This is a genomic window from Alteribacillus sp. HJP-4 (assembly GCF_042139015.1).
Classification (GTDB): domain Bacteria; phylum Bacillota; class Bacilli; order Bacillales; family Marinococcaceae; genus JBHIKY01.
Genome location: NZ_JBHIKY010000024.1, coordinates 1 through 23,089 on the forward strand (window position 1 = coordinate 1; position 23,089 = coordinate 23,089).

Here is a 23,089-nt window from a genome sequence, read left to right on the forward strand (position 1 = left end):
AAGATTCTTGTATGCCTTTACCCATTTTCTTACTTGTTGTTTATTCGGTATATTGTGTTTTTTTGCCAACAACCTATACCCCAACGAACCTTCTAGATACTCTTTCACCACGTTAAATTTAAAATCATCACTATATTTAGCCATATAAAAACACCCCAAAAGTTAGTTTTTTACTCTAACTTTTGGGGTGCAGCACCCATCAAGGGCTTTTTCTTTTAGTAATAATCGGTACTAAAAATAATGAGATAACGCCTCGCATTTTTTGGGAACTTAGCCTTCCACGGCCACACTATCCGGACACTAATTCCGCTATTTTCTCAAAATAGCTCCTTTTAAAGGAAAAACGGATCTCCTGTCCGCATCCGCCCCCCTCAAATTAATTAAAACCAGGGGGCTGTAGCAAAAGCCCCTTTTTATAGAAAAAGTAGTATCCTAAATAGAAGATAGCAGAGGACAAGTCCGAAGATTCCAGTGGGAAGAGCAGTGGCTGAAGATCCGCCGGGCGTGGGTTTCGCCCGGTTAGCTGAAGCGCTGTCCACGGAAAGCGAAGGACTTGTCCACTGCTTTTTTTACCATGCAAAAAGGGGCGAGTATCATTTATGATACAGCCCCCTGGTTGTTTTTCAATGATAGTCACTTGCTGATACTTTGAAAAGTACTGACATAGCTGTTACGAATTTACTCTTTGATCGGCAGAGGTGCTTTCGATGAAACCAGCTTTTGTTCTCTTAATTCATGCCAGAAGCTGTCAGGTATTTCGGCCTTCAAGGCGTTTAGATTATCTTGAATTCGCTTCGGGCGGCTGGCTCCCTGGATAACGGCTGTGACTGCCGGGTGAGATGCTGAAAATTGAAGGGCAGCTGCAATAAGGCTGATCTGGTGGCGTTCTGCAATTTCCTTCATGCGATCTACTCTTGAAATAATTTCAGACGGTGCTTCTTGATACTCATAGTGAGAGCCTCCGGCTATAATACCTGAACCAAAAGGAGCGCCCACGACAATGCCGACGCCTTTTTCTTCTGCGGAAGGCATTAACCGCTGCAGAGCGTGGTCATGGTTTAACAGTGTATATCTGGTGGCCTGCAGGCAGATATCCGGTTTTGTTTCTTCTAATTCTAATGCCAGTTCAATTGGTTCGGTCCGATTTACACCTAACCCCCAGGATTTAATGACACCTTTGTTACGAAGCTCTGTCAATACACGGAATGCTCCCGTTCTGGCTTCTTCAAATTTCGACAGCCATTCATCACCGTGAAAATCCGGGGAAATGTCATGAACATAAACAAAATCCAGACTATCCGTCTGAAGGCGTTCTAAGCTTTGAGCAATTGATTTACGAGTACCCTCTGCACTGTAATCATCAATCACTTTGTTTTTTCGGCCGAACTCGAACAGTCCCTGCTTTTCTTCCGTTTCTTCTAAAACCACCCTTCCAACTTTGGTGCTCAATACGTAATCATCACGATTATGCTTTGATAATGCTTCTCCTAGCCGAAGTTCCGCAAGTCCAGCTCCATAGAACGGGGCAGTATCAAAGTAGCGGATCCCATGTTCCCAAGCTGCATCTACTGTGGCATGTGCTTCCTCTTCTGAAATATTCCGGAACATATTTCCTAATGGTGCTGTTCCAAAGCCAAGCTTTCCATCCTGCTTCAAATTTATCATTCGGATACATCCTCCTCTTACAAGTAATACGATTCCAGTTTTTTTAAATAAACTTCATACTTAATTCCCATATAAAGACATGCTGCATCTTCTTTCTGTATCCGATAATCAGGAAACCTAAACATCTGTCCACGGATCCACCGTAATCAGAATAGAGTATCAGAGCCGTCACATAATCAATTTTTTTCCACATATCGTTTAAAAGAGAGGTGGTGCGGTGATGGAAGGTACAAGGGCCACAACATTGAGTTATCCGGAAGAGATGCTTTCTATTATAAGAAATGGATTAAATAAAGCGGGTAGACCGAAAAGTGTTCTTATTATAGGGGGCGGGATAGCTGGTCTTGTAGCAGCATCATTACTTAAACAGGCTGGCCATCATGTAACCGTGCTAGAAGGAAATCATCGAATTGGTGGAAGAATTTATACTCTGAGGCATCCATTCACGCCAGGAAATTATATGGAAGCCGGAGCGATGAGAATTCCAGATAATCATGCGTTAGTGCTTGAATATATTAAGAGATTTCGTTTACCCGTAAATGAATTTAATAATACGTCCCCTGAGGATTTGATTTTTGTTAATAATGTATTAACGACAAGAAAACTCTATGAGAAAAGCCCTGATATCTTGAATTTCCCGGTAGAGGAAAATGAAAAAGGAAAAACTGCCACGGAGCTGTTTCTTGAAGCGACTCAGCCATTTATTGATCTTTATAAAAATAGTTCTCCTGAAGAAAAGAAAAAACTTGAAGAAGAGTATGCCGAATATTCAATGGAAGAATTTCTGCGATTTAACCCGCTGGGGCCGCCGCTTTCATTGAACGCGATTCGAAGCATAGGTGTCATGCTTGGAATCGAAGGGTTTCCAGAGTTTTCATTCGTCGATATTCTCACTGACATTATTTATCCGATATTCAGTGAAACAGTTAAATTTTTAGAGATCACCGGGGGTAATGATCAATTACCGTATTCGTTCTTGAGTGAGCTTCAGCAGGAAGTTCGATTCAATCAAAAGGTGAAAAGTATTTACCAGACAAGGAATAGTGTTGTTTTGCAGACAGTGAATCCGATTACTGGAGAAAGGCAGCATTATGAAGGAGACTATGCTATTGTCACGATTCCTTTCACAGTCTTTCAGTTTATTGAGGTCCTTCCTTATCATTCAATTTCATTTAAGAAGTGGCAGATAATTCGAGAGCTTACGAATATTTCAGCTGTTAAAATAGGATTGGAATTTAGACAGCGTTTCTGGGAAAAGAACAAGGTCGGAAATGCAATTACTGACCTTCCCTCCAGGTTCACTTACGTTCCCAGTCGTCGCAGGGGCGCCGACGGACCGGGTGTTCTGCTCGCTAGTTATACGTGGGGCAGGGACGCCGCCATCTGGTCGAGCCTGCCTCCGAAAGAAATGATTTCTGAAATACTGGGAGATCTGGCAAAAGTGTATGGTGATATCGTTTATAATGAATACATGCAGGGAGCGTCCTTTAACTGGAGTCTCAATCCTTATTCGGCGGGATGTTTTACGCTCTTTACACCAGGGCAGGGGAAACATTTTTCCGAAATTATTCGTCAGCCGGAAGGGAGAATTCACTTTGCAGGAGAGCACACTTCATCTTTTCATGGATGGATTGAAGGAGCTATCGAGTCTGGTATCCGCACAGCATACGAAATCAATAGAAGAGCTTGATTATTTATAAAATATAACTCTGTTAATGGTAATGGAATGAATCAGGGAGTTAAATTTTTCAGTAAGGCTAATAAAACTAATAGATTACTTGACAACGATAGAGACGTTAATTAATATAATGTCTATAGTTTGTGAATACGTATTCAAATCTAAAGGAGCAGCCATGGTATCTTCAAAGGATGTTGCAAAACGCGCGGGAGTGTCTCAGTCCACAGTGTCGCGGGTGTTAAATGAACCGAAAAATGTAAGCCGTTCCAATTTAGAAAAAGTGACGGCTGCCATGAAGGAATTAAATTACCGGCCGAATTCTATTGCCAGATCACTTGTAAGTAAAAAGACAAAAACAATCGCTTTAATATCCGGACCACTGCATAACCCATTTTTTGTAGAGACGACAACATCAATTGTTAATTATGCTAATGAGAAGGGCTATAAGACAATTGTTTTTTTTGAAAATTATGGGGACAACATGTCGGTCTACGAAACAGTTCTATCACAGCAGGTGGATGGAATTATATTATCCTCCATTTTCATGGATGACCCTATCTTCAAGGATCTTACTTCCATGAATCTGCCTTTTATGATGTTCAATCGAAAGCATCAAGATGGTGGCAGCTTTGTGGAAATAGATAATGTGAAGGCTGGTGCATTGGCAGCAGATCATTTATTGAATCTCGGCCACCGCCGCATTGGCTTTATCGGTGGTCCACTATATACTTCGACATTCTTCGGTCGCTGCAGCGGGTTCACAGAGGAAATCAATAAAAGATTACATGAAATAGATGATTCTTTGATCCGGGAAACCGATACGAGTGAAGAGGCAGTAAGAGAAGCAACATTATTGATGATGGGGAGGAAAAATAAACCTACGGCGGTTTTCGCAGCGACAGATGCGATTGCTATATTTGTCATTGATGCACTAATGGAACTGGGCTACAGCATTCCTGAGGACATTAGTATTTGTGGAATGGACAATGTACGAATGGCAAGGCATCATTCTTTTGAGCTTACTACCATAGGACAGCACACTGAAAATAACCTTGGCCGGCTTGGCATTGAACATTTAATTAACCGGATTGAGGAAGGATCAAATTCCGGAGAACCGGTGCAAATAACACTTGATCCTGTTCTTTATCAGAGAAAAACGACTAAAAAGTTCGCTGACTAAGGTGGCGTTTTTCTTTTGAAACTTCTTGAATACGTATTGAAAAGCACATAAAGGAGAACACGATACCCAAAGGATTATTTTCTTAAGGAAAAGAAAAGGGGATCGCTAACACGTATTCCCTGTTTCATCCACACACGGAGGAGAAGCTTGCTGAAGTCGCGGAGGGCCCAAGTTCAGACATGACAGAGGCGATCGAAGAAGCACAGCATGCTTTCTCAAAAATGAAAGCGCTAACATAAAATCAACGAGCTGCTATTCTGTTAAAATCTGCTGGTATTTTAAAAAACCGCAGCGAAGAGGCGGCGTTGATAACAGCCGTTTCGGCTTGAATGCAGGAGTTTTCAACGAATAATTTGAAGCAGGCGCTGAAAATGATCAGTATTAAATATGAAGGGCAGGAATAAAGCGATGAATATTTCAATCTTTGAAAATACACTTCAGGAAACGGAAGAGTCGATTTATTACCCGCATTGTGTGACGCAATGGCTTGTTAAATACCGGTCCATTTTTGGCCAGCGTGAAGAGAAAGTTATTATGATGACAGACAGAGTGAGAGGGGGCAGCAGCAGGTCAGATTCTTTACCTTCGTTAGTGGACAAGGAGGTAGAGCCAGCTCACATCATGAATGCGCATTTGGACATATCGGTTTGTATTGATGACGCCTTTGAAACGCTGCGCCGCTATTACCTTCATCAAGCACGCTCCTGGAGCGTGCCGGAAATCAATCTCATGCACAGCCGTAGGATGTATATGTCGTACCAGATCTATTACAAGCAAAGTAGATTTTCATCGAAATCGAAAACGTATTTATACGAACCAGCCTCCAATACTTCAGATCGTGTTGAGAAATTTCCAGAGGTTTTTCAATTTATAAAAGAAAGGGTGGAGCAGACATGAACTTTCTTGTCATAATGGCAGTTTTCATTATTAGTACGTGGGCTGCAATGGCCGCGGTATTATGGAAAACAAGGCTTCTGGATGACAATGAAGAGGAGGGAGAACAATGAACAGCTCCATTGTTACGTATTCGTGGATCTTTATGGGATTTTTTATTTTATTAATGCTTGTGATGGGCTGGGCCGGCATGAAAAAAACAACATCTTCTGATTCATTTGCTACGGCCCGCTCCAGCTATGGCCCATTGACGATTGCACTGGTTATTGCAGCAGGTATATCAAGTGGATCGACCTTCATGGGCATGCCGGGACTTGCTTATGATATCGGAACACCAAGCTTATGGTACCCATTACTATACCCAATTGCCACGGTGATCGGAATGGTGTTCGTTGCGAAAGTCATCAAAAGGTACGGTGATCAATTTGGCACAAGAACGATTCCTGAGTTCATTGGAGAACGTTACAATAGTAATTTCCTGCGAATTGCTTTAACGATCATTTCTATCTTGCTTATTTTCTACGTTGTCTCCCAATTTGTTGCAGCGGCCACCATGTTTCAGACGATGATGGGTGTCGATTATGAAATTGGACTTATCATCACAGCCGTTGTGCTTTCTATTTATGTGTTTATGGGCGGCTCTCACTCTGACATTATGACTGACGCCATCCAGGGAACGTTAATGGTCATTACTGCTGTTGTTGTCTTTTTTTGTTTTATTGGAAGTGCCGGCGTGAATGGAGGCTTTGCTGACATGATGTCAGTGATAGATAATGAAAATCCGCAGGGTGGGTTTAACCAGCTGTTCCTCCCTGGTGATAACACTTACGGCGCCTTCTGGCTGGTGGCCTTGTTATTTATCGCCCATCTGCCATTTGCCGTACTGCCGCACCTCGGCAACAAATTCATGGCGGTGAAATCAGGAAAAGACATGAAGAAACTTATTATGTACTGCACTATATTTGCGACAATTTTACCGCTTATGGCTCTCGGCGGAATGCTCGGACTGGCTGTTGTCGGAAGCGGTGCCGATATCGTGCCTGATCAGATTATCCCTGTATTATTCAGCGAAATCTTTCCGCCTGCAGTGGCAGCCTTTTTCTCTGTTGCTGTGCTTTCTGCCGTTATGTCTACATCCGACGGTCTGGTGGTTTCCCTGACGCAGCTTCTTGCTAATGACTTGTATCGGAAAACGCTTGTACCGGTCCTGAAAACGCCAAAAGCCAAAGCTGAGCGGAATGAACTGCTGATCAGCAGGTACAGTACATTTGTGGTTATTATTGCGGCTGTCTTTTTTGCCTGGACACCACCTCAATATTTATCAGTGTTTATGTGGATCGGAATCGGCGGTATAATGTCAGCTGCAGCCGGGCCGCTTGTCGTAGGGGCATTGTGGAACAAAGCAACAAAAACAGCGGCACTTGCATCTCTAATACTCGGCACCGTCACCTATTGGGTTGTATACCTGCCGTTTGGATTTAATTTTTCCAACCCTTTTGGCGCAGCCGGAATCGGGGTATCGGTAAGTATGATAGTCATGTATGTCGTGTCGCTGGCAACCTTTGAAAAAAATATAAATATGACCGGAAAAAAAACAGTTAATCATTAAATCAAGGTAAGGAGTGCTATGCATGTACAAGAGCTTTGTAACCCCGTTAAAAATAGTATCCGGGGAAGGTGCAATCAATGAAGTGACGGAAGTAATGAACAATTTTGGAGCTAAAAAAATTATGGTTTTTGCCGATCCGGGAGTAATAAAAGCAGGGGTCGTGGAAAAACTTGAAACACAGCTGCACAGTGCCGGTCTGGACTATCAGATATATTCAGATCTGCAGCCGGAGCCGCCGCTGCAGGTAGGAGAGAATGCATTGCAGGCGCTGAAAGATTTTAACGCTGATCTTGTCATCGGAATCGGTGGGGGCAGTTCATTGGATATAGCAAAAGCTGCGGCGGTGCTGGCTGAAAACGAAGGGTCCATCCAGGACTATTTAAATCTAACGGGTACTAAAGCGCTGACAAATAAAGGGCTGCCTAAAATACTCATTCCTACAACATCAGGTACAGGGGCAGAAATAACAGATATTGCCGTCTTCTCCCTGGAAGACACAAAAGACGTAATAACACACGAATATCTTTTGGCAGATGCAGCCATTGTAGATCCTGAACTGACCTATACACTTCCACCAAAAATTACGGCCTCAACAGGGGTAGACGCTCTCACTCATGCCGTGGAAGCGCTTGTTTCCGTGAATGCAACACCATTGACTGATGCACTTGCGCTGGAAGCGATCAAAAAAATCTCTTCAAGCATCCGTGTCGCTGTCTGGAATGGTTCAGACCGTGAAGCGAGAAAAAATATGTCATGGGGAAGCACCATCGCTGGAATGAGCTTCTATAACGCAGGCGTCTCCGGAGTTCACGCCCTCGCCTATCCGCTTGGAGGATTATTTAAAATCCCGCACGGTGAATCTAATGCCGTGCTCCTGCCTTATATTTTTGATTATATCTGGCCGTCCTGCATGGACAAAATGGTGTTAATGGCGGATGCATTAGGAGTCTTGACAGAAAATATGAACAAGAGAGACGCCTCTCTTGCCGCAGTCAAAGAACTGAAAAACTTAGTCCAGGAGGTTGGAATTCCGATGACGCTCGATAAATTCGGAATTTCGGAAGAGGATATCGACAAGCTCGCTGAAAACGGGCTGAAACAGACACGGCTGTTAGCGAGAAGCCCGAAACCATATTCACTTGAGGATATACGGGATAGATATAAAGCCGCTTATTTTGGAGAGCTGGTGCTTGGAGAGAAATAAAGTAACATGTGCCTGAGTAATGTTTCTCAGGCACATTTTGATGAATTATATACTCAAATAACGATTCACTTCTTTTTCAATAATTTCCGGACCTTCAAACACAATTCTGCCCCGGTCCATGACGTAAAAGTAATCTCCCACTTCTCTGGCAAAGGAAATGTTCTGCTCCACGAGAATCATCGAAGTATCCGTAGTTTCCTTTATATTTAAAATTACGTCCTGAATGTCCTGGACGATGTTGGGCTGGATGCCTTCGGCAGGCTCATCAAGCAATAACAGGGCTGGTTCAGCGACGAGCGCCCGGCCGATCGCGAGCTGCTGCTGCTGGCCTCCGCTCAGATCGCCTCCATTCCTATTTTTCATCTCCTTTAAAATCGGAAAGTATTTATAAATTCGGGCGAGCACATCGCTGCTGCGTTTTTTTCCTGCTTCAAACCCAAGAATTAAATTTTCATATACAGTAAGGTTAGAGAATATTTCTCTGCCCTGTGGGACGTAGCCCATTCCTTTTTTTGCCCGGACAAAAGGAGCGGAGCGGGTGACGTCTTTTTCATCATATACAATTTCTCCATTCGAGGTCTTCAGTACACCAATGATAGTTTTAATAAGCGTAGATTTTCCAACGCCGTTCCGTCCAAGAATGCAGACTACTTTGCCATTTTTAACATGAAGCGAGATATCTTTGAGAACAAGGCTTTCTCCATAGCCTGCGTCAAGCTGATGAAGTTGCAGCATTTTTTTCCTCCTTTGTTTTTCCAAGATAAACCTCTCTGACCTGCTTATTTTTCTGTACCTCCTCCATGCTTCCCTCTGACAATAGTCTGCCTTCGTGCATAACTGTAACTCGTTCTGCGTATTTGCGGACGAAGTCCATATCATGCTCAACCACGATGATGGAACAGCTTTCTTTTAACGTGTGAAGCAGCTTACCGGTAGTTTCCTCTTCTTCTTCGGTCATACCTGCAATCGGCTCATCGAGCAGCAGCAGTTCCGGCTCCTGCATCATAACCATGCCGATTTCGAGCCATTGCTTCTGACCGTGAGAAAGGAAACTAGCCTTGATGTGCTGCTGATCCTTCAGTCCAATCGTCTGGAGCTGCCCTTCAATTTTTTCCCGGTCTGTTGAGGTGAGACGGGCCAGCAGCATCGAAAATACACTTTTCTTTTGATTCATCGAAATCTCAAGATTTTGATAGACACTTAAATTAGGGAACACAGAAGGAGTTTGAAACTTTCGGCCGATTCCATTTCTTGCGATTTCGAATTCCTTCATTCGTTTTAAATGGTGGGTACCGTTGAAGACAGCTTGTCCATCTGCCATTTTTGTGAGGCCGCAGAGTACATCCAGAAACGTCGTTTTTCCCGCACCATTTGGACCGATAAGAAAATGAACCTCCCGCTCTTTTACGGAAAAAGAGAAGCGGTCGAGCGCTTTGAATTCACCGAATTTGACGAGAACGTCTTCACACTGCAGTATTCTTTTTGTCTTCTTCTCCTGTTTCTTCGTCTTTGGCTCTGACATGTGATCTGCCCCATTTCTGTTTTATTTTTGTACCGATGGACATTAAACCTCCGGGAAGAAACACCACGACAATAATGAAGACTGCCCCAATCAAGAATAACCAGAAATCAGGATAGGTCTGGCTAAAGAAGGTTTTCCCAGAATTTGCAAGCAACGCGCCGAAAATTGGTCCTAACAGAGTGCCGCGTCCGCCGATAGCCACCCATAAAATCATCTCGATGGAAGGAACGATATCAATCATAGATGGTGAAATGATGCCTACTTGAAGCACAAACAGCATACCAGCAAGTCCGGCGATTCCCGCTGACAGAGTGAAAATAAATATTTTGTAGTACGCTGTGTTATACCCTGAAAAGCGGAGCCGGTTTTCTCCATCGCGAATGGCGACTAAGACATTTCCGAATCGGCTGTTCACTAGACGGCAGCTTAACCAGAAGATGAGTCCCAGAAATGCAAGTGTCACAAAATAAAGGATTGTTACTGTAAACGGACTTGCTAAAGAAAATCCAAACACTGTGCGAAAGCCGGTAAGTCCGTTGGATCCGCCCGTTACATTCTGCTGGCTGACAATCAGAGTTACAGTAACGATGACCAGGGCCTGAGTGAGAATGGTGAAATAAACACCTCTGATACGGTTGCGGAATGTAAAAAATCCTATCAGAAAAGCGAGTGCCATTGGAAAGAGTATGCCGAGCGGGACGGCTGCAAACGGAGAGGAAAGAATGCTCCAGATAAAAGGAAGCTCCGTAACTCCGTTCCACACCATAAAATCAGGCAGGCCGCCGCCGGAGGACTCCATCGTGACATACATGGCCATGACATAGGCGCCGATCCCGAAGAAGATACCGTGACCGAGACTCAGTACGCCGGCATATCCCCAAAGCAGGTTAAGGCCAATGACAAGTATCGCGAAAGATAAATAACGCCCGAGCAGATTGGTATGAAAATCTGATAAAAAAAGAGGCAGTATCAGCAATACGAGAAACATAATAATGAAAATGTTTTTCTGAGAGCCTGCAATACGTTTAAGTGCAGATGACATAAGTTCACCTCCTGATGATGTTAATCCAGTGCCCTTGTATTTAAAGAAAATAGACCGTTAGGGCGCCATTGCAGGAACAGTATAATCAAACCGAATATAAGAACCTTACCTAGAGAAGCATCGGTCCAATATTCAAATACAGTATTAAAGACTCCGATACCGAGAGCTCCCAGAATGGTGCCTGAAAGCATGCCGACTCCACCAACAACAACTACCATAAAGGCATCAATAATATAATGCATGCCGATAGAAGGTCCGATCGGGCCGATGAGTGTCAGTGCCATTCCGGCAATTCCTGCAAACCCTGAACCGATAGCAAAGGTCACTGTGTCTACTTTTCTAGTGGAAATACCGACGCAGGAGGCCATGTTACGATTTTGCATGACGGCCCTAATACGGCGTCCGTTCGAAGTTTTGAAAAAGTAAAAGAACAAAGCGAGAGCACAAAGGGTCACCAGCGCTAAAATAAACAGGCGGGTATTCGGAAGGGTCACTCCGAAAATAGATAATCCACCAGATAAGAAGGATGGACTGGAGACACCTACATTTGAAGCGCCGAAAATCATTCGGGCACTTTGCTGAAGGATCAGCCCGGCTCCAAAAGTGGCAAGCAGACTGTCGAGAGGTCTCCCGTACAAATGCCGGATGACTGTGAATTCCAGCAGCATCCCGACTCCGGCAGCAACAAGAAAGGCTACAGGGAGTGCAATAAGAAAATACCAGTCAAATAAGGCTGGGAAATGAGCAGCGAAAATGTTCTGAACGACATAGGTAGCGTAAGCGCCGATCATAATCAGCTCGCCGTGAGCCATATTAATTACATTCATTAATCCGAAGGTAATGGCGAGTCCGAGAGCAATTAATAATAAAATTGACCCAAGGCTTGCCCCGTTAAATAATTGCAAAATCAAAATGTCCACATGCAATCGCTCCTTTTGGAAATAAGACAGAGATGCCTCAGAAAATCTAAGACATCTCTCCCATAGATGCTACGATTCTTCTTCTACGATTTCACTTAATCCTGTCGCCCAGTCATACGCGTCTAAATATGGATCCGGCTCGATCGGTTCGCCGGAGTCCCAGACTTCTTCGAACTGCCCATCTTCCTGAATTTCCCCAATACGAACGGTCTTGGAGACATGCTGGTTATCACCGTCAATCTCAACCGGACCTCCAGGGGCATCCATGGAAATACCGTCTGCAGCTTCCTTAACCGCCTCCACGTCTGTGCTCCCAGCTTCCTCGACGGCCTTTGCCCAAAGGTGAACCATAAAGTAGCCGGCTTCAATCGGGTCTCCAGTTACCCGGTCATCTCCATATGCCTCCTTAAAAGAGGAAACAAATTCTTCATTTTCTGGGGTGTCGGTGCTCTGGTAATAGTTCCAGCTGGCATAATGACCTGCCGATACATCAGCCCCTATACCGCGGACTTCTTCTTCCGCAACACTCACCGACATTACCGTTACATCCTCGGAAGTAAGACCTGCATCTGAGAGCTGTTTAAAAAATGCCACATTACTGTCCCCATTTAATGTGTTGAAAATAACCTCTGGTTCTTCACTTTTAATTTTTGAAATAATTGTATTGAAATCAGTATGGCCGAGCGGAGTGTACTCCTCGTCGACAACGGTGCCGCCTTCATCATCCAACTGGGAAGAGATCACCTGATTGGCAAGGCGTGGAAACACATAATCAGAACCCAACAGGAAAAAATCATCGCCTTTGTTCTCCAGGAGCCAGTCTACTGCCGGGACTATCTGCTGGTTAGGAGCAGCACCCGCATAAAAAATATTAGGAGATGATTCCATCCCTTCATACTGTACGGGATAGAAAAGCAGGCCATTATTATCCTCGACAACCGGCAGCATCGCTTTCCGGCTTGATGATGTCCAGCCGCCGAAAATGACAGGTACATCATCCTGCTGCAGGAGCTTGGATGCTTTTTCCGAAAAGGTCGGTTCATCGGAGGCTCCGTCTTCTACAATCGGAACAAGTTCTTTACCGAGTACCCCTCCGGCTTCATTTATTTCTTCAATCGCCAGGAGTTCTGCATCCCGTACGGAGGTTTCACTCATTGCCATCGTTCCGCTTAAGGAATGAAGAATTCCTACTGGAATTTGTTCTTCTTCGTCTACTTCTACTTCTTCAGATTCTACTTCCCCCTCTGTTCCTTCTTCCTCCTCGGCAGCTCCAGTTGCTCCGGTACTGGAATCTGTATCTGGAGCGGATTCATCAGCAGCCCCTTCCGAGCATGCGCTTAAAAAAAGCACACACGCGGCTGCAGATATAGAATGAATGATAGATCTTCGGAATGAATATGTCATTTGCTTCCCCCTAAAGTAAGTATGTCATTTAAGCTAACACACCAGGAGGATTGTTTCAGTATGTCTGTTAGATTTACTGACTTAATAAAACCTAATTTTCGAACAATTTCATTATTATATGTTATTGAAATTTCTATACGAAATTCATAATAGAAAGACAAGTGTCTACAAGGAAAGGATGTTAGATTATCTATCGAAAATATAGATACTAACATTTTGTGTGAGCTATACTTACATTGAGACTGAGATTTCTATAAAAGAAGAGGTGACCCGATGAAACTTTCTCCGGTCGAACAGGAAAAGCTAATGACCTTTTTAGCAGGAGAGCTTGCACTAAAGCGCAAGGACCGCGGTGTAAAGCTTAATTATCCAGAAGCAATTGCCATCATCAGCTCCTATATCGCAGAAGGGGCGAGGGACGGCAAGTCTGTTGCAGACCTGATGAGCGAAGGGAAAGAAATTCTTTCAGAATCAGACGTAATGGCAGGTGTGGCAGAGATGATAGATAACGTGCAGGTGGAAGCGACTTTCCCGGATGGAGTTAAGCTGGTCACGGTCCATCAGCCGATTCAATAAATCTGTATAAAGGAGGAAACCAGGATGATCCCAGGTGAGTACCGACTGAAAAATGAGCCGATTGAATGTAATAAGGGACGCAGGATTTTGACGATCCGTGTGGCAAATACCGGTGACCGTCCAATCCAGGTAGGGTCGCACTTTCATTTTCTTGAGGTGAACCGACATTTGTCTTTTGATCGAACGGCGACAGTGGGCATGAGGTTGAATATTGCCTCAGGTACCGCTGTGAGGTTTGAGCCTGGAGAGGAGAAGGAAGTAGAACTCACTGATCTTGCCGGCAGGCGGGAGGTTTTCGGTCTGAACGCTCTGACACAGGGAACGGTGGATGATAAAGAAGCTCTAGTTCAGAGAGCGGCAGCCAAAGGCTTTAAAGGAGGAAGTTAATTAATATGAAGCTTTCACGTAAGCAGTATGCTGGTTTATATGGCCCGACTGTCGGGGATCAGGTGCGGTTGGCTGATACGGAGCTCTGGGCAGAGGTGGAAAAGGATTACACGTCCTATGGAGATGAGGCGAAATTCGGGGGCGGAAAAGTGTTGAGGGACGGTATGGGACAAAGCGGTACGGCGGATAGAGCAGACGGAGTCGTCGATCTCCTCATCACGAATGCACTGATCATTGATCATTGGGGCATTGTAAAAGCGGATGTCGGAGTAAAGGACGGCAGGATTCATGCGATCGGAAAAGGAGGAAATCCGGGCACGATGCAAGGAGTGGACCCCGAGCTGGTCTGCGGACCGTCGACGGAAGTTATTGCTGCAGAAGGCATGGTCTTGACGGCAGGCGGTATTGATGCTCATATTCATTTTATCAGTCCCCAGCAAATAGAGACAGCGACAGCATCTGGTATCACCACGATGCTTGGCGGAGGAACAGGACCTGCGACTGGAACGAATGCCACGACATGCACACCTGGTGAATGGAACATCCACAGGATGCTCGAAGCAGCTGAGGCATTTCCGGTAAATTTAGGCTTTCTCGGAAAAGGTAACGGTTCTGCGCAGCGCCCGCTCGCAGAACAAATTGAAGCAGGCGCTATTGGATTAAAGCTTCATGAAGATTGGGGAACGACGCCGGCTGCAATTGATGCGTGTCTGAGTACAGCTGATGAGTATGACGTTCAGGTGGCGATTCATACGGATACCCTGAATGAAGCAGGTTTTGTTGAGGATACAATCAAGGCAATCGGTGACCGTGTCATTCATACGTATCACACGGAAGGCGCGGGCGGCGGCCACGCTCCGGATATTATGAAGATAGCATCGCTGCCGAATATTTTACCTTCTTCTACTAATCCAACAAGACCTTTTACAAAAAACACGATCGATGAGCATCTCGACATGCTGATGGTTTGTCATCACCTGGACCGAAACGTACCGGAAGACGTGGCATTTGCTGACTCGCGTATTCGCCCGGAAACGATCGGTGCCGAGGATATTTTGCATGATATGGGCCTCATCAGTATTATTTCCTCTGATTCTCAGGCAATGGGACGTGTCGGGGAAGTGATTATTAGAACATGGCAGACAGCAGATAAGATGAAAAAACAGCGCGGCTATTTAAAGGAAGACAGGGAAAATGATAATAATCGTATTAAGCGCTACATAGCCAAATATACAATCAATCCAGCTGTGACACATGGCATCAGCCATGAAGCAGGGTCTGTGGAGACAGGAAAATGGGCAGATCTTGTCCTGTGGAAGCCCGCTTTTTTTGGGGTAAAGCCAGAAACAATCATCAAAGGAGGTCATATTTCCTACGCTCAGATGGGAGATCCCAATGCTTCGATTCCAACGCCGCAGCCTGTAATGCAGCGCCCGATGTTTGCAAGCTTCGGACGGGCCCGCTATTCAAGCACCATTACATTTCTTTCCCAAGCTGCTTTTGATAGGGGTATTCACCACAGGCTTGGTCTTCAGAAGCGAGTGGTGCCGGTCCACTGCTGCCGCAAGATCGGGAAGAAAGATATGAAGCGTAATGACTGCATGGATGAAATAAGCATCAACCCGGAGACATATGAAGTAAAAGTAGCCGGCGAGAAAATTGGCTGTGAACCGTTTGAAGAAGTCGCCATGGCGCAGCGTTACTTTTTGTTTTAAATAGAAAAGGAGGGATCTGCAATTGAAAATCACAAAGCCGGTAGGACGTATAAATCCTAAAGAATCCACAAAGAAAAAAAGAGAATGGCTTGAGCTTGAATGGGAGGAATTGAATAAGCGGATTCTCCGTAAGAACACCGACCAGGGAAGAGATATGGCTATCTCACTTGAGGATGGTATTGAGCTCTCCCCAGGGGATGTAATTTTTGAAGACGAAGAAACAGAGGTTGTGGTAACGACGGTGCTCGAAGACGTGTTTGTGCTGGTGCCGGAGTCTATAGAAGAGATGGGGAAAGCAGCATTTGAGTTAGGCAACCGTCATACGCCGTGTTTAATTGAAAATGGAGAAATTATCGTGCGTTTCGATAAGCTTCTGCCGGATTTATTTATGGAAGTCGGTATTACATTCTTCAAGGATCAGCGCAGATTTCATAAGCCATTTAAGTACAAAGGCCAACAACACGAACATGCCCACTAACTTTCTTCAACTTATGCAACTGCATGACTCCGCATTTCCCATTGGATCCTACACCCAGTCCTTTGGGATGGAGACATATATTCAAGCCGGCGTCCTTTATAATGAAGAAACACTAAAGCAGTTCTGCTTGTCTTATCTGCACGGAAATCTTGTCGGTGGTGATGGCTTAATCGTAAAAGAAGTCCATCGAGCAGCCTTAGAAAACGATTATGAACTTCTTGAAGAAGCCGGCGTCCTCTGCCATGCCTTGAAAATTCCAAAGGAGTCCCGCGAAGGCAGCATCTGGATGGGAAAACAATTCTTAAAAACTATCAGTGCGATGGATGAGTTGGGGCCAGGCCCCAGCATAAACCTTGATTTATCAAGTCGAAATATGTATTTTCATTATCCGGTTGTGTACGGGATGTATACAGCATTATCTAAGATGGAGCTGAGTGCAGCACTGACGGCGTTCTTGTATTCCAGTGTTTCAGGGATGGTGCATAACGCGGTGCGTGCAGTGCCTCTCGGTCAGACATCTGGAGTCAAAACTATCTATCAATTGCTTCCGGAGTGTGAAAAGGCTGCAAAGAGAATTGATGAAAGGACACTCTCTGATGCCGGCAGCAGCACTGCAGGGCTGGAGCTTGCCTCCATGAAACATGAGCATCTGCGGGTCCGGCTGTTTATATCGTAAAATCAAAAGAATAATTCATGTAATCAAGAAAGGGGAATGCCCGTATGCCAAAGCCAGTAAAAATAGGAATCGGAGGTCCAGTAGGATCAGGAAAGACAGCAATGGTCGAGAGACTAACGAGAGAACTCTATCCTGATATGGAAGTGGCGGTCATTACCAATGATATTTATACGAAAGAGGATGCCAAATACTTAACGGTACATGGAGTTCTCCCGGAAGACCGTATTATTGGAGTCGAAACCGGAGGGTGTCCTCATACAGCGATACGCGAAGATGCGTCAATGAATTTCGCTGCAATTGATGAATTGAATGAACGTTTTCCAAACCTTGATATTATTTTTGTAGAAAGCGGCGGCGATAATCTGTCGGCTACCTTCAGTCCGGAGCTCGTCGATGGCTTCATTTATGTGATCGATGTAGCAGAAGGCCAGGACATTCCTAGAAAAGGCGGACCTGGGGTAACGCGCTCAGATCTGCTTGTCATTAATAAAATTGACCTCGCTCCATATGTCGATGTGGACCTTGAAATTATGGAGAAAGATGCATTAATGGCAAGAGGATCTCGTCCGTTTCTTTTTGCCAATCAAAAAAAGGGAATTGGTCTTAACGGGATTATCTCATGGATCAGGCATTCTATTCTCCTCGAAGATACAGAACTCGATAAAGAAGTGAAAAGTGGTGCCTGACGCGGTAAAAGGTCTGCAGCTGACTGGGGAGCTTTCGCTTACCTTTTCAAGAAGAAAAAACCGCACCTTTCTCCGGTCACTTCATCAGACTTCTCCCTTAAAAGCAAGCCACGCTCTCTATCCGGAGGAAGAAGGTCATGCGGTTGTTTATTTAATGGAAACATCCGGGGGGATGGTATCTGGAGACCATAACAGTTACAATATTATAATAGAAGAAAGTTCCCGCGTAACACTTATTCAGCAATCTGCACTCAAGGTCTACCCTTCCAGAAATGGCCGCTGTACAAAACAGACAATGAAGATTACTGTAGAAAATAATGCATTCGTCAAACTCGACCCAGATACAATTATTCCTTTTGAAAACGCACGCTTTCAAAGTAAAACAGAAATCCAATTATCCTCTTTTTCCCACTTTCTGTGGGGAGAAATTTTATCAGCCGGACGCAGGGAAAAAGGAGAGCATTATCAGTATCAGGAAATAGACCTGCTTACTTCCATTTCAAAAAATGGGAAGCTTTGTGCATACGACCGCTTTCGATTTCAACCCGAAACAGCAGGCTACGAGGAGATTGGACTGCTTGATGGATATTCTTATTACGCCTCCGTCTGGGCTGCTTCTGAAACTTTAGATAAACAACAGCTGTTAGAGGTAAGTGAAGCAGTGGCTGAGGCTAATTCTGCAGTCACTGAAGTGGAAAAAGGAATTTTTTGCTTCCGATGGCTCAGTAATGATCTAGTGGACTTGAAAAAACATATAAGGTACGTGATGGGACAGATTACAATAATGATGGAAACAGCACAAGAAGGAGATTTGTAGAATGAAATCGTTCAGGTCAATAAGTGCGGCAGGCATGCTTGTCTTCCTGCTGAGCGCCTGCGGAGCGGCGGAGGAGTCAAACGAAGACCCTGCCGGAGAAGAGGCAGCTCCGGAAACAGAGGAAGAGCAGAAAACGGAGCCGCTCGTAGTTGCCACAAATATCTTTGCGATAGAGGATTTTATTACAAAAATCGGCGGAGAACATGTCGAAGTAAAAAACATGGTGCCTGTCGGGGCGGACGCCCATACATATGAGCCAACCATTAAGGAAATAACAGATCTTGTTGATACAGATGCTTTTATTTATACCGATGGAAGCATGGAAGGCCTGAATGAGACTGTTATTCCACTCCTGGAGAAAGAAAAAGTACAGACAGTAGATGTGGCTGAGGAGATTGAACGGGTAGAATATCAGGAATTCGAAGAAAATAATGAAGAAGACCACAGTCATACTCACAGCCACGAACATTCTCATGAAGAAGACGAAGAAAGCCACAGCCACGAACATTCTCATGACGGAGAAGAAGGGGAAACGACTCATACTCACAGCGGGGAAAATCCTCATGTGTGGATTGACCCGGAAAAATCAACTCAAATAGCTGATAATATCGAAAAGAAATTATCCGAGCTTCAGCCAGAAAACAGCGAGCAGTTTGAAAATCGTAATGAAAAGCTCCAGGCAGAGCTCTCCGAGTTGGATCAGGCGTTTGCTGAGCAGTTAACAGAACTGGAGCGAGGATCCATATTTGTGGCCCATCCAGGGTATACGTATTGGGCGGAAAGTTACGGCTTTGAAGAGGTGTCTATCACTCAGACTGTCTCCTCAAGTGAACCTTCTCAAAAGCGGATGCAGCGCCTGATTGAAAAAGCAGAACAGGATGGAATTGAACATGTAGCTTTTGAGAAAAGCTACAATATCGGGGTTGCTGAAACATTCGCAGAAGAAATTAATGCAGAAGCTGTATATTTAAATAATTTAGAAAGCCTTCATGAGGAAGACGAAGGGGAGGATTATTTTTCTTTAATGGAAGAGAATCTGGAATCTCTTGAATTACTGTTGAAGTAGAATATCTTGAAATGTTGTTAAGATGCTGAAGTTACTGCAGGGTGCAGGGAGAGTATGGAGGAAGAGCAGGACTTTGATCAGAAAGTATCGGCTGATATTGGGCGCTGTCCTCTCCGATTGTCTCTTAATTTAAAGAACTGGAGCCGCCCGCCCAGCTCTCCCTATTTTACGTGAGTCTTTATGAAGGCTCTTTTTTTTAGTTGTGGGTGCTTGAGGCGGTTCTTTCAACGTAGTGCTGTTTGGACGGAGGATGCGATTCAATGTGAAACGAAAGGACATTACTGCCAAATTACTGCAGGAGAAGGCTTGCCCGAGGAGTGCTTCAGCTGTCTTTGGAGCCGGGACCTCTCCAGCAGCCAATTTCAGCTGTGGCTTCTTCCGCAGGAGCCGCTGCCTTCCGGGAACACCCTTTATCATTGTAAAAACTGATTTTTTATAATTGACAATCTATTTAATTTGTCTTACAATTTAACATATAAACCGTGAAAGTCTATAATCTAATAAGAGTACATCCGCGTGTACGATTATGTTTGGTATAGAAAAGGGGCCATTAGAATGAAGCAAGTCGAAATTAAATCGATCGACCGAAAAACACTCTCTAAACAAGTAATTGATGAAATAATTCAGCTATTGACCACCGGCCAGCTCAAGCCGGGGGATCGCCTTCCATCTGAAATGGAATTGATGACCATGTTTAATGTAAGCAGACCTGTAATGAGGGAAGCATTAACTTCGTTGGAAGCGGTAGGTGTGGTACACCGCAAGACACGAAACGGCACATTTTTCTCCGACAAAATTGGGAGTAAACCTTTTTCAATGATGTTAGCGCTTTCAACCGGCAATGTCCGTACCATCATTGAAACGAGGATATCCCTTGAACTGGGGCTTGTGACAATGGCAGCGGAAAAGATTTCAGACGACTCACTAAAGAAGCTGGAAATCGCTATTGAAGAAATGAAAAAGCATACTGATGACTACCGTTCATTTGACAGGCAGTTTCATGAAGAAATTGCCCAGAGTGCCAGCAACCCGCTGCTTGAAGCAATTATTGATCCCCTATTGAATTTATTTGATGAGACGTGGGACCAGATTCCAGGTCATTATAGAAATCCGGAAAAAACGCTGCAGCATCATATAGATATTTATAACGCATTGAAAAATCGAGATCCTATTGCAGCTTATACGAGTATGTATACACATTTAAATTATGTCAGAGAAAGAGTTTATAAACGAGAGAGGGAAAAGGAAAAAGAAAGATCCGATCATTCCTCCCGTTAACTATATTGAGGCGGTGATTGGCATTGATGAAAGATACTCCAGCCATTGAGAAAGTGGAAGTAGTTCCAGTGGCAGGCCATGACAGCATGCTTTTAAATTTAAGCGGAGCACATGGCCCTTATTTTACAAGAAATATTGTCATACTTACAGACAGCACCGGAGCCACAGGACTCGGAGAAGTCCCTGGTGGTGAAAAGATACGACAGACCTTAGAGGAAGCGAAAGAGCTGGTGATTGGTAAAACAATTGGGGAGTTTAATAATATTCTCACAAATGTAAAACAGACATTTATCAGCAGGGACGCTGACGGCCGGGGTTCGCAGACGTTCGATCTCCGCACAACGGTGCACACGGTCACCGCATTGGAAGCGGCACTCCTGGATCTGCTCGGTAAATATCTTGGTGTTCCTGCTGCTGCGCTTCTTGGAGAAGGTCAGCAGCGAAGCGAAGTAGAAATGCTCGGTTATCTTTTTTATATCGGGTCCCGGCAAAAGACGGACCTGCCGTACCGGAGTGAGGAAGATGCGAACTGTGACTGGTTTCGACTCCGTCATGAGGAAGCGCTTACCCCGGAGAAGATTGTCCGGTTAGCAGAGGCTGCCTACGATAAATATGGGTTTAAAGATTTCAAATTAAAGGGCGGTGTTCTTCCGGGTAAAGAGGAAATCGAAGCAGTAACTGCACTTGCAGAAAGGTTTCCGGATGCCAGAATAACACTGGATCCGAATGGGGCATGGAAATTAGATGATGCTATCGAGCTGTGTAAAAATAAACAGGATATCCTCGCTTATGCAGAAGACCCGTGTGGTGCAGAAAAAGGCTTCTCAGCAAGGGAAGTGATGGCTGAATTCAGGCAGGCAACAGGAATTCCTACAGCCACAAATATGATCGCTACCGACTGGCGGGAAATGGGGCATGCGATCAAGCTGCATTCCGTGGATATTCCGCTTGCTGACCCTCACTTCTGGACAATGCGGGGCTCAGTGCGCGTGGCGCAGATGTGCAGCGAATGGGGACTTACATGGGGCTCTCATTCCAATAATCATTTTGATATTTCACTCGCGATGTTTACCCACGTTGCTGCGGCAGCACCAGGAGATATCACTGCGATTGACACGCACTGGATCTGGCAGGATGGACAGCGTTTGACAGAGCACCCGCTCCAGATTACAGATGGAAAAATAGAAGTACCTGCAGCACCTGGTCTTGGAGTTGAGTTGGACCGGGATCAGCTTGAAAAAGGACACGAACTCTATCAGCAGAAGGGCCTGGGAGTACGTGATGATTCTAAAGCGATGCAGTATTTAATTTCCGGATGGACATTTGATCAAAAAAAACCATGTCTTGTGAGGTAAAAAATAAAGAGATTACGCGGTTCTCCGCCGCTGATCTCTCTTTTCAACTTATTTGTGATATATCAGATATCACAAATTTTCAAAAGGTGGTGAGCGCGTGACTAGCAGACAAAAACAGTTTTTTTCTGGGAGCACAGCCTCGATAAAATCTTTAAGAGAAACAGCAGCAGAAGCTATCAGGGAAGCAATAATTCTTGGGCATTTCAAGCCGGGTGATGCCATTCGTGAACGAGAAGTATCAGAGTGGATGAAAATAAGCACGACCCCGGTGAAAGAGGCACTGAGGGTTCTGGAGTATGAAGGAATGGTTGTCACAAAACCAAGAAAAGGTACCTTTGTTTCTAATATTGTTCATACTTCAATTGAAGAAGTTTTCCTATTGCGTGCAGCTGTAGAAGGACTATGTGCGCGGCTCGCTGCTGTCAAAATGGCGGACGGGGAAATAAAAAGTCTGGAAATACAGCTTGAAAAAATGGACCAGTTAATTAAAGAAAATAAAGTTGAAGCGCTGGTGGAAGAGAACACCGCCTTTCATCAAAAAATTATCGACGGTGCGAAAAGTCCACTCGTGCAGAAAAATGCAGCAGGAGTAGCTGCCTTTGATCACGCTTTTCGAAAAAAGGCCCTTCAAAATGATGAGGAACAGATCGGTGGTTTTCAAGAACATTGGATGATTTATCAGGCCATCGCTGATCGAGATGGGGCAAGAGCAGAAGCAGAAATGAAACAGCATATTACACGAACACTGCATCATGTTCTTTCCAAGGAAGGAGAAGAGCGATGAGCTTTAAAGTATTTATACCACAGCAAATTGACAGCTCTGGAGTCAGAATGCTGGAAGAAACAGCGGCTGCTTCCATTATTCAAGTGATGGAAGGTAAGAAACCGGACAATATCGTTAATGAAGTGGTAGTAAACAGCTTGAAATGATAATAAA

General features: G+C 44.6%; 24 protein-coding genes. 17 read left to right on the forward strand and 7 right to left on the reverse strand.

What is annotated here, in order from left to right; translation table 11 throughout:
- Together ACE4RR_RS17275 and ACE4RR_RS17280 are read right to left on the reverse strand one after the other, a co-directional pair.
- Positions 1-144: transposase (locus tag ACE4RR_RS17275; protein WP_375536746.1), on the reverse strand; the 144-nt coding region annotated here is incomplete at its 3' end.
- A gap of 534 nt (positions 145-678) precedes the next feature.
- Positions 679-1,665, reverse strand: a complete 987-nt coding sequence (locus ACE4RR_RS17280; protein ID WP_375536692.1) for an aldo/keto reductase — start codon at positions 1,663-1,665, stop codon at positions 679-681.
- A 220-nt stretch (positions 1,666-1,885) separates the two neighbouring features.
- On the opposite strand from ACE4RR_RS17280, the gene ACE4RR_RS17285 reads away from it, so the two are divergent.
- The 5 genes from ACE4RR_RS17285 (at position 1,886) to ACE4RR_RS17305 (ending at position 8,230) form a co-directional block, all read left to right on the forward strand.
- Complete coding sequence (locus ACE4RR_RS17285; RefSeq protein WP_375536693.1) at positions 1,886-3,355, forward strand: flavin monoamine oxidase family protein; 1,470 nt, start codon at positions 1,886-1,888, stop codon at positions 3,353-3,355.
- Positions 3,356-3,518: 163 nt separating this feature from the next.
- Positions 3,519-4,523 carry a LacI family DNA-binding transcriptional regulator gene (locus tag ACE4RR_RS17290; RefSeq protein ID WP_375536694.1) on the forward strand — a complete coding sequence of 335 codons (1,005 nt, stop codon included), beginning with the start codon at positions 3,519-3,521 and terminating at the stop codon, positions 4,521-4,523.
- 408 nt (positions 4,524-4,931) lie between these two features.
- Positions 4,932-5,420, forward strand: coding sequence for a hypothetical protein (locus ACE4RR_RS17295; RefSeq protein ID WP_375536695.1), 489 nt, complete (start codon positions 4,932-4,934; stop codon positions 5,418-5,420).
- 106 nt (positions 5,421-5,526) lie between these two features.
- Positions 5,527-7,026 (forward strand): sodium:solute symporter family protein, encoded by a 1,500-nt coding sequence (locus ACE4RR_RS17300; protein ID WP_375536696.1) that lies wholly within the window; start codon positions 5,527-5,529, stop codon positions 7,024-7,026.
- Positions 7,027-7,048: 22 nt separating this feature from the next.
- Complete coding sequence (locus tag ACE4RR_RS17305) at positions 7,049-8,230, forward strand: iron-containing alcohol dehydrogenase (RefSeq protein WP_375536697.1); 1,182 nt, start codon at positions 7,049-7,051, stop codon at positions 8,228-8,230.
- Positions 8,231-8,275: 45 nt separating this feature from the next.
- Here ACE4RR_RS17305 and urtE read toward each other — a convergent pair whose 3' ends face one another.
- From urtE to urtA, 5 genes are all read right to left on the reverse strand, one after another.
- Positions 8,276-8,965: an urea ABC transporter ATP-binding subunit UrtE gene (gene urtE / locus ACE4RR_RS17310; protein WP_375536698.1), complete on the reverse strand. Its 690-nt coding sequence runs from the start codon at positions 8,963-8,965 to the stop codon at positions 8,276-8,278.
- The gene (urtD, locus tag ACE4RR_RS17315; protein ID WP_375536699.1) at positions 8,943-9,752 is read right to left on the reverse strand and encodes an urea ABC transporter ATP-binding protein UrtD; all 810 of its coding nucleotides are present in this window, start codon (positions 9,750-9,752) and stop codon (positions 8,943-8,945) included. Before urtD ends, urtE begins: the two co-directional genes overlap by 23 nt.
- On the reverse strand, positions 9,694-10,794 hold the full coding sequence (urtC, locus tag ACE4RR_RS17320; protein WP_375536700.1) for an urea ABC transporter permease subunit UrtC: 1,101 nt from the start codon (positions 10,792-10,794) through the stop codon (positions 9,694-9,696). Before urtC ends, urtD begins: the two co-directional genes overlap by 59 nt.
- A 20-nt stretch (positions 10,795-10,814) precedes the next feature.
- Positions 10,815-11,714, reverse strand: a complete 900-nt coding sequence (urtB, locus tag ACE4RR_RS17325; RefSeq protein WP_375536701.1) for an urea ABC transporter permease subunit UrtB — start codon at positions 11,712-11,714, stop codon at positions 10,815-10,817.
- Positions 11,715-11,783: 69 nt separating this feature from the next.
- The gene (gene urtA, locus ACE4RR_RS17330; RefSeq protein WP_375536702.1) at positions 11,784-13,118 is read right to left on the reverse strand and encodes an urea ABC transporter substrate-binding protein; all 1,335 of its coding nucleotides are present in this window, start codon (positions 13,116-13,118) and stop codon (positions 11,784-11,786) included.
- Positions 13,119-13,391: 273 nt separating this feature from the next.
- Between urtA and ureA the strand changes: the two genes are divergently transcribed.
- The 12 genes from ureA to ACE4RR_RS17390 all read left to right on the forward strand — a co-directional run bounded on the left by ureA (position 13,392) and on the right by ACE4RR_RS17390 (position 23,082).
- A complete protein-coding gene (ureA, locus tag ACE4RR_RS17335) occupies positions 13,392-13,694 on the forward strand; it encodes an urease subunit gamma (RefSeq protein ID WP_375536703.1) in 303 nt (100 codons plus the stop codon).
- Between the two features lie 24 nt (positions 13,695-13,718).
- Positions 13,719-14,081, forward strand: a complete 363-nt coding sequence (gene ureB, locus ACE4RR_RS17340; protein WP_375536704.1) for an urease subunit beta — start codon at positions 13,719-13,721, stop codon at positions 14,079-14,081.
- Between the two features lie 5 nt (positions 14,082-14,086).
- Positions 14,087-15,796 (forward strand): urease subunit alpha, encoded by a 1,710-nt coding sequence (gene ureC / locus ACE4RR_RS17345; RefSeq protein ID WP_375536705.1) that lies wholly within the window; start codon positions 14,087-14,089, stop codon positions 15,794-15,796.
- Positions 15,797-15,818: 22 nt separating this feature from the next.
- Positions 15,819-16,274 carry an urease accessory protein UreE gene (locus tag ACE4RR_RS17350; protein WP_375536706.1) on the forward strand — a complete coding sequence of 152 codons (456 nt, stop codon included), beginning with the start codon at positions 15,819-15,821 and terminating at the stop codon, positions 16,272-16,274.
- Complete coding sequence (locus ACE4RR_RS17355) at positions 16,264-16,950, forward strand: urease accessory protein UreF (protein WP_375536707.1); 687 nt, start codon at positions 16,264-16,266, stop codon at positions 16,948-16,950. Before ACE4RR_RS17350 ends, ACE4RR_RS17355 begins: the two co-directional genes overlap by 11 nt.
- 44 nt (positions 16,951-16,994) lie before the next feature.
- Positions 16,995-17,636, forward strand: coding sequence for an urease accessory protein UreG (ureG, locus tag ACE4RR_RS17360; protein ID WP_375536708.1), 642 nt, complete (start codon positions 16,995-16,997; stop codon positions 17,634-17,636).
- Positions 17,629-18,453, forward strand: a complete 825-nt coding sequence (locus tag ACE4RR_RS17365; RefSeq protein ID WP_375536709.1) for an urease accessory protein UreD — start codon at positions 17,629-17,631, stop codon at positions 18,451-18,453. The genes ureG and ACE4RR_RS17365 overlap by 8 nt, the downstream gene beginning before the upstream one ends.
- A gap of 1 nt (position 18,454) precedes the next feature.
- Positions 18,455-19,519 carry a metal ABC transporter substrate-binding protein gene (locus tag ACE4RR_RS17370; protein ID WP_375536710.1) on the forward strand — a complete coding sequence of 355 codons (1,065 nt, stop codon included), beginning with the start codon at positions 18,455-18,457 and terminating at the stop codon, positions 19,517-19,519.
- 555 nt (positions 19,520-20,074) lie between these two features.
- Entirely contained in the window at positions 20,075-20,797 is a 723-nt protein-coding gene (locus ACE4RR_RS17375; RefSeq protein ID WP_375536711.1) for a FadR/GntR family transcriptional regulator, read from the forward strand.
- A gap of 26 nt (positions 20,798-20,823) precedes the next feature.
- On the forward strand, positions 20,824-22,152 hold the full coding sequence (gene gudD, locus ACE4RR_RS17380) for a glucarate dehydratase (protein WP_375536747.1): 1,329 nt from the start codon (positions 20,824-20,826) through the stop codon (positions 22,150-22,152).
- 97 nt (positions 22,153-22,249) lie between these two features.
- Positions 22,250-22,936: a GntR family transcriptional regulator gene (locus tag ACE4RR_RS17385; protein WP_375536712.1), complete on the forward strand. Its 687-nt coding sequence runs from the start codon at positions 22,250-22,252 to the stop codon at positions 22,934-22,936.
- Positions 22,933-23,082: a hypothetical protein gene (locus ACE4RR_RS17390; protein WP_375536713.1), complete on the forward strand. Its 150-nt coding sequence runs from the start codon at positions 22,933-22,935 to the stop codon at positions 23,080-23,082. Before ACE4RR_RS17385 ends, ACE4RR_RS17390 begins: the two co-directional genes overlap by 4 nt.
- Positions 23,083-23,089: the final 7 nt, after the last annotated feature.

Excerpts from the sequence above, each read along its gene's own strand:
- ureB (WP_375536704.1), top strand. The coding sequence starts at position 13,719 with ATGATCCCAGGTGAGTACCGACTGAAAAATGAGCCGATTGAATGTAAT.
- urtE (WP_375536698.1), bottom strand. The coding sequence starts at position 8,965 with ATGCTGCAACTTCATCAGCTTGACGCAGGCTATGGAGAAAGCCTTGTT.
- ACE4RR_RS17280 (WP_375536692.1), bottom strand. The coding sequence starts at position 1,665 with ATGATAAATTTGAAGCAGGATGGAAAGCTTGGCTTTGGAACAGCACCA.
- ACE4RR_RS17290 (WP_375536694.1), top strand. The coding sequence starts at position 3,519 with ATGGTATCTTCAAAGGATGTTGCAAAACGCGCGGGAGTGTCTCAGTCC.
- ACE4RR_RS17375 (WP_375536711.1), top strand. The coding sequence starts at position 20,075 with ATGAAGCAAGTCGAAATTAAATCGATCGACCGAAAAACACTCTCTAAA.
- urtD (WP_375536699.1), bottom strand. The coding sequence starts at position 9,752 with ATGTCAGAGCCAAAGACGAAGAAACAGGAGAAGAAGACAAAAAGAATA.
- ACE4RR_RS17305 (WP_375536697.1), top strand. The coding sequence starts at position 7,049 with ATGTACAAGAGCTTTGTAACCCCGTTAAAAATAGTATCCGGGGAAGGT.
- ureG (WP_375536708.1), top strand. The coding sequence starts at position 16,995 with ATGCCAAAGCCAGTAAAAATAGGAATCGGAGGTCCAGTAGGATCAGGA.
- urtC (WP_375536700.1), bottom strand. The coding sequence starts at position 10,794 with ATGTCATCTGCACTTAAACGTATTGCAGGCTCTCAGAAAAACATTTTC.
- urtA (WP_375536702.1), bottom strand. The coding sequence starts at position 13,118 with ATGACATATTCATTCCGAAGATCTATCATTCATTCTATATCTGCAGCC.
- ACE4RR_RS17295 (WP_375536695.1), top strand. The coding sequence starts at position 4,932 with ATGAATATTTCAATCTTTGAAAATACACTTCAGGAAACGGAAGAGTCG.
- ACE4RR_RS17300 (WP_375536696.1), top strand. The coding sequence starts at position 5,527 with ATGAACAGCTCCATTGTTACGTATTCGTGGATCTTTATGGGATTTTTT.
- ACE4RR_RS17370 (WP_375536710.1), top strand. The coding sequence starts at position 18,455 with ATGAAATCGTTCAGGTCAATAAGTGCGGCAGGCATGCTTGTCTTCCTG.
- ureC (WP_375536705.1), top strand. The coding sequence starts at position 14,087 with ATGAAGCTTTCACGTAAGCAGTATGCTGGTTTATATGGCCCGACTGTC.
- ACE4RR_RS17285 (WP_375536693.1), top strand. The coding sequence starts at position 1,886 with ATGGAAGGTACAAGGGCCACAACATTGAGTTATCCGGAAGAGATGCTT.
- gudD (WP_375536747.1), top strand. The coding sequence starts at position 20,824 with ATGAAAGATACTCCAGCCATTGAGAAAGTGGAAGTAGTTCCAGTGGCA.
- ureA (WP_375536703.1), top strand. The coding sequence starts at position 13,392 with ATGAAACTTTCTCCGGTCGAACAGGAAAAGCTAATGACCTTTTTAGCA.
- ACE4RR_RS17355 (WP_375536707.1), top strand. The coding sequence starts at position 16,264 with ATGCCCACTAACTTTCTTCAACTTATGCAACTGCATGACTCCGCATTT.
- ACE4RR_RS17390 (WP_375536713.1), top strand. The coding sequence starts at position 22,933 with ATGAGCTTTAAAGTATTTATACCACAGCAAATTGACAGCTCTGGAGTC.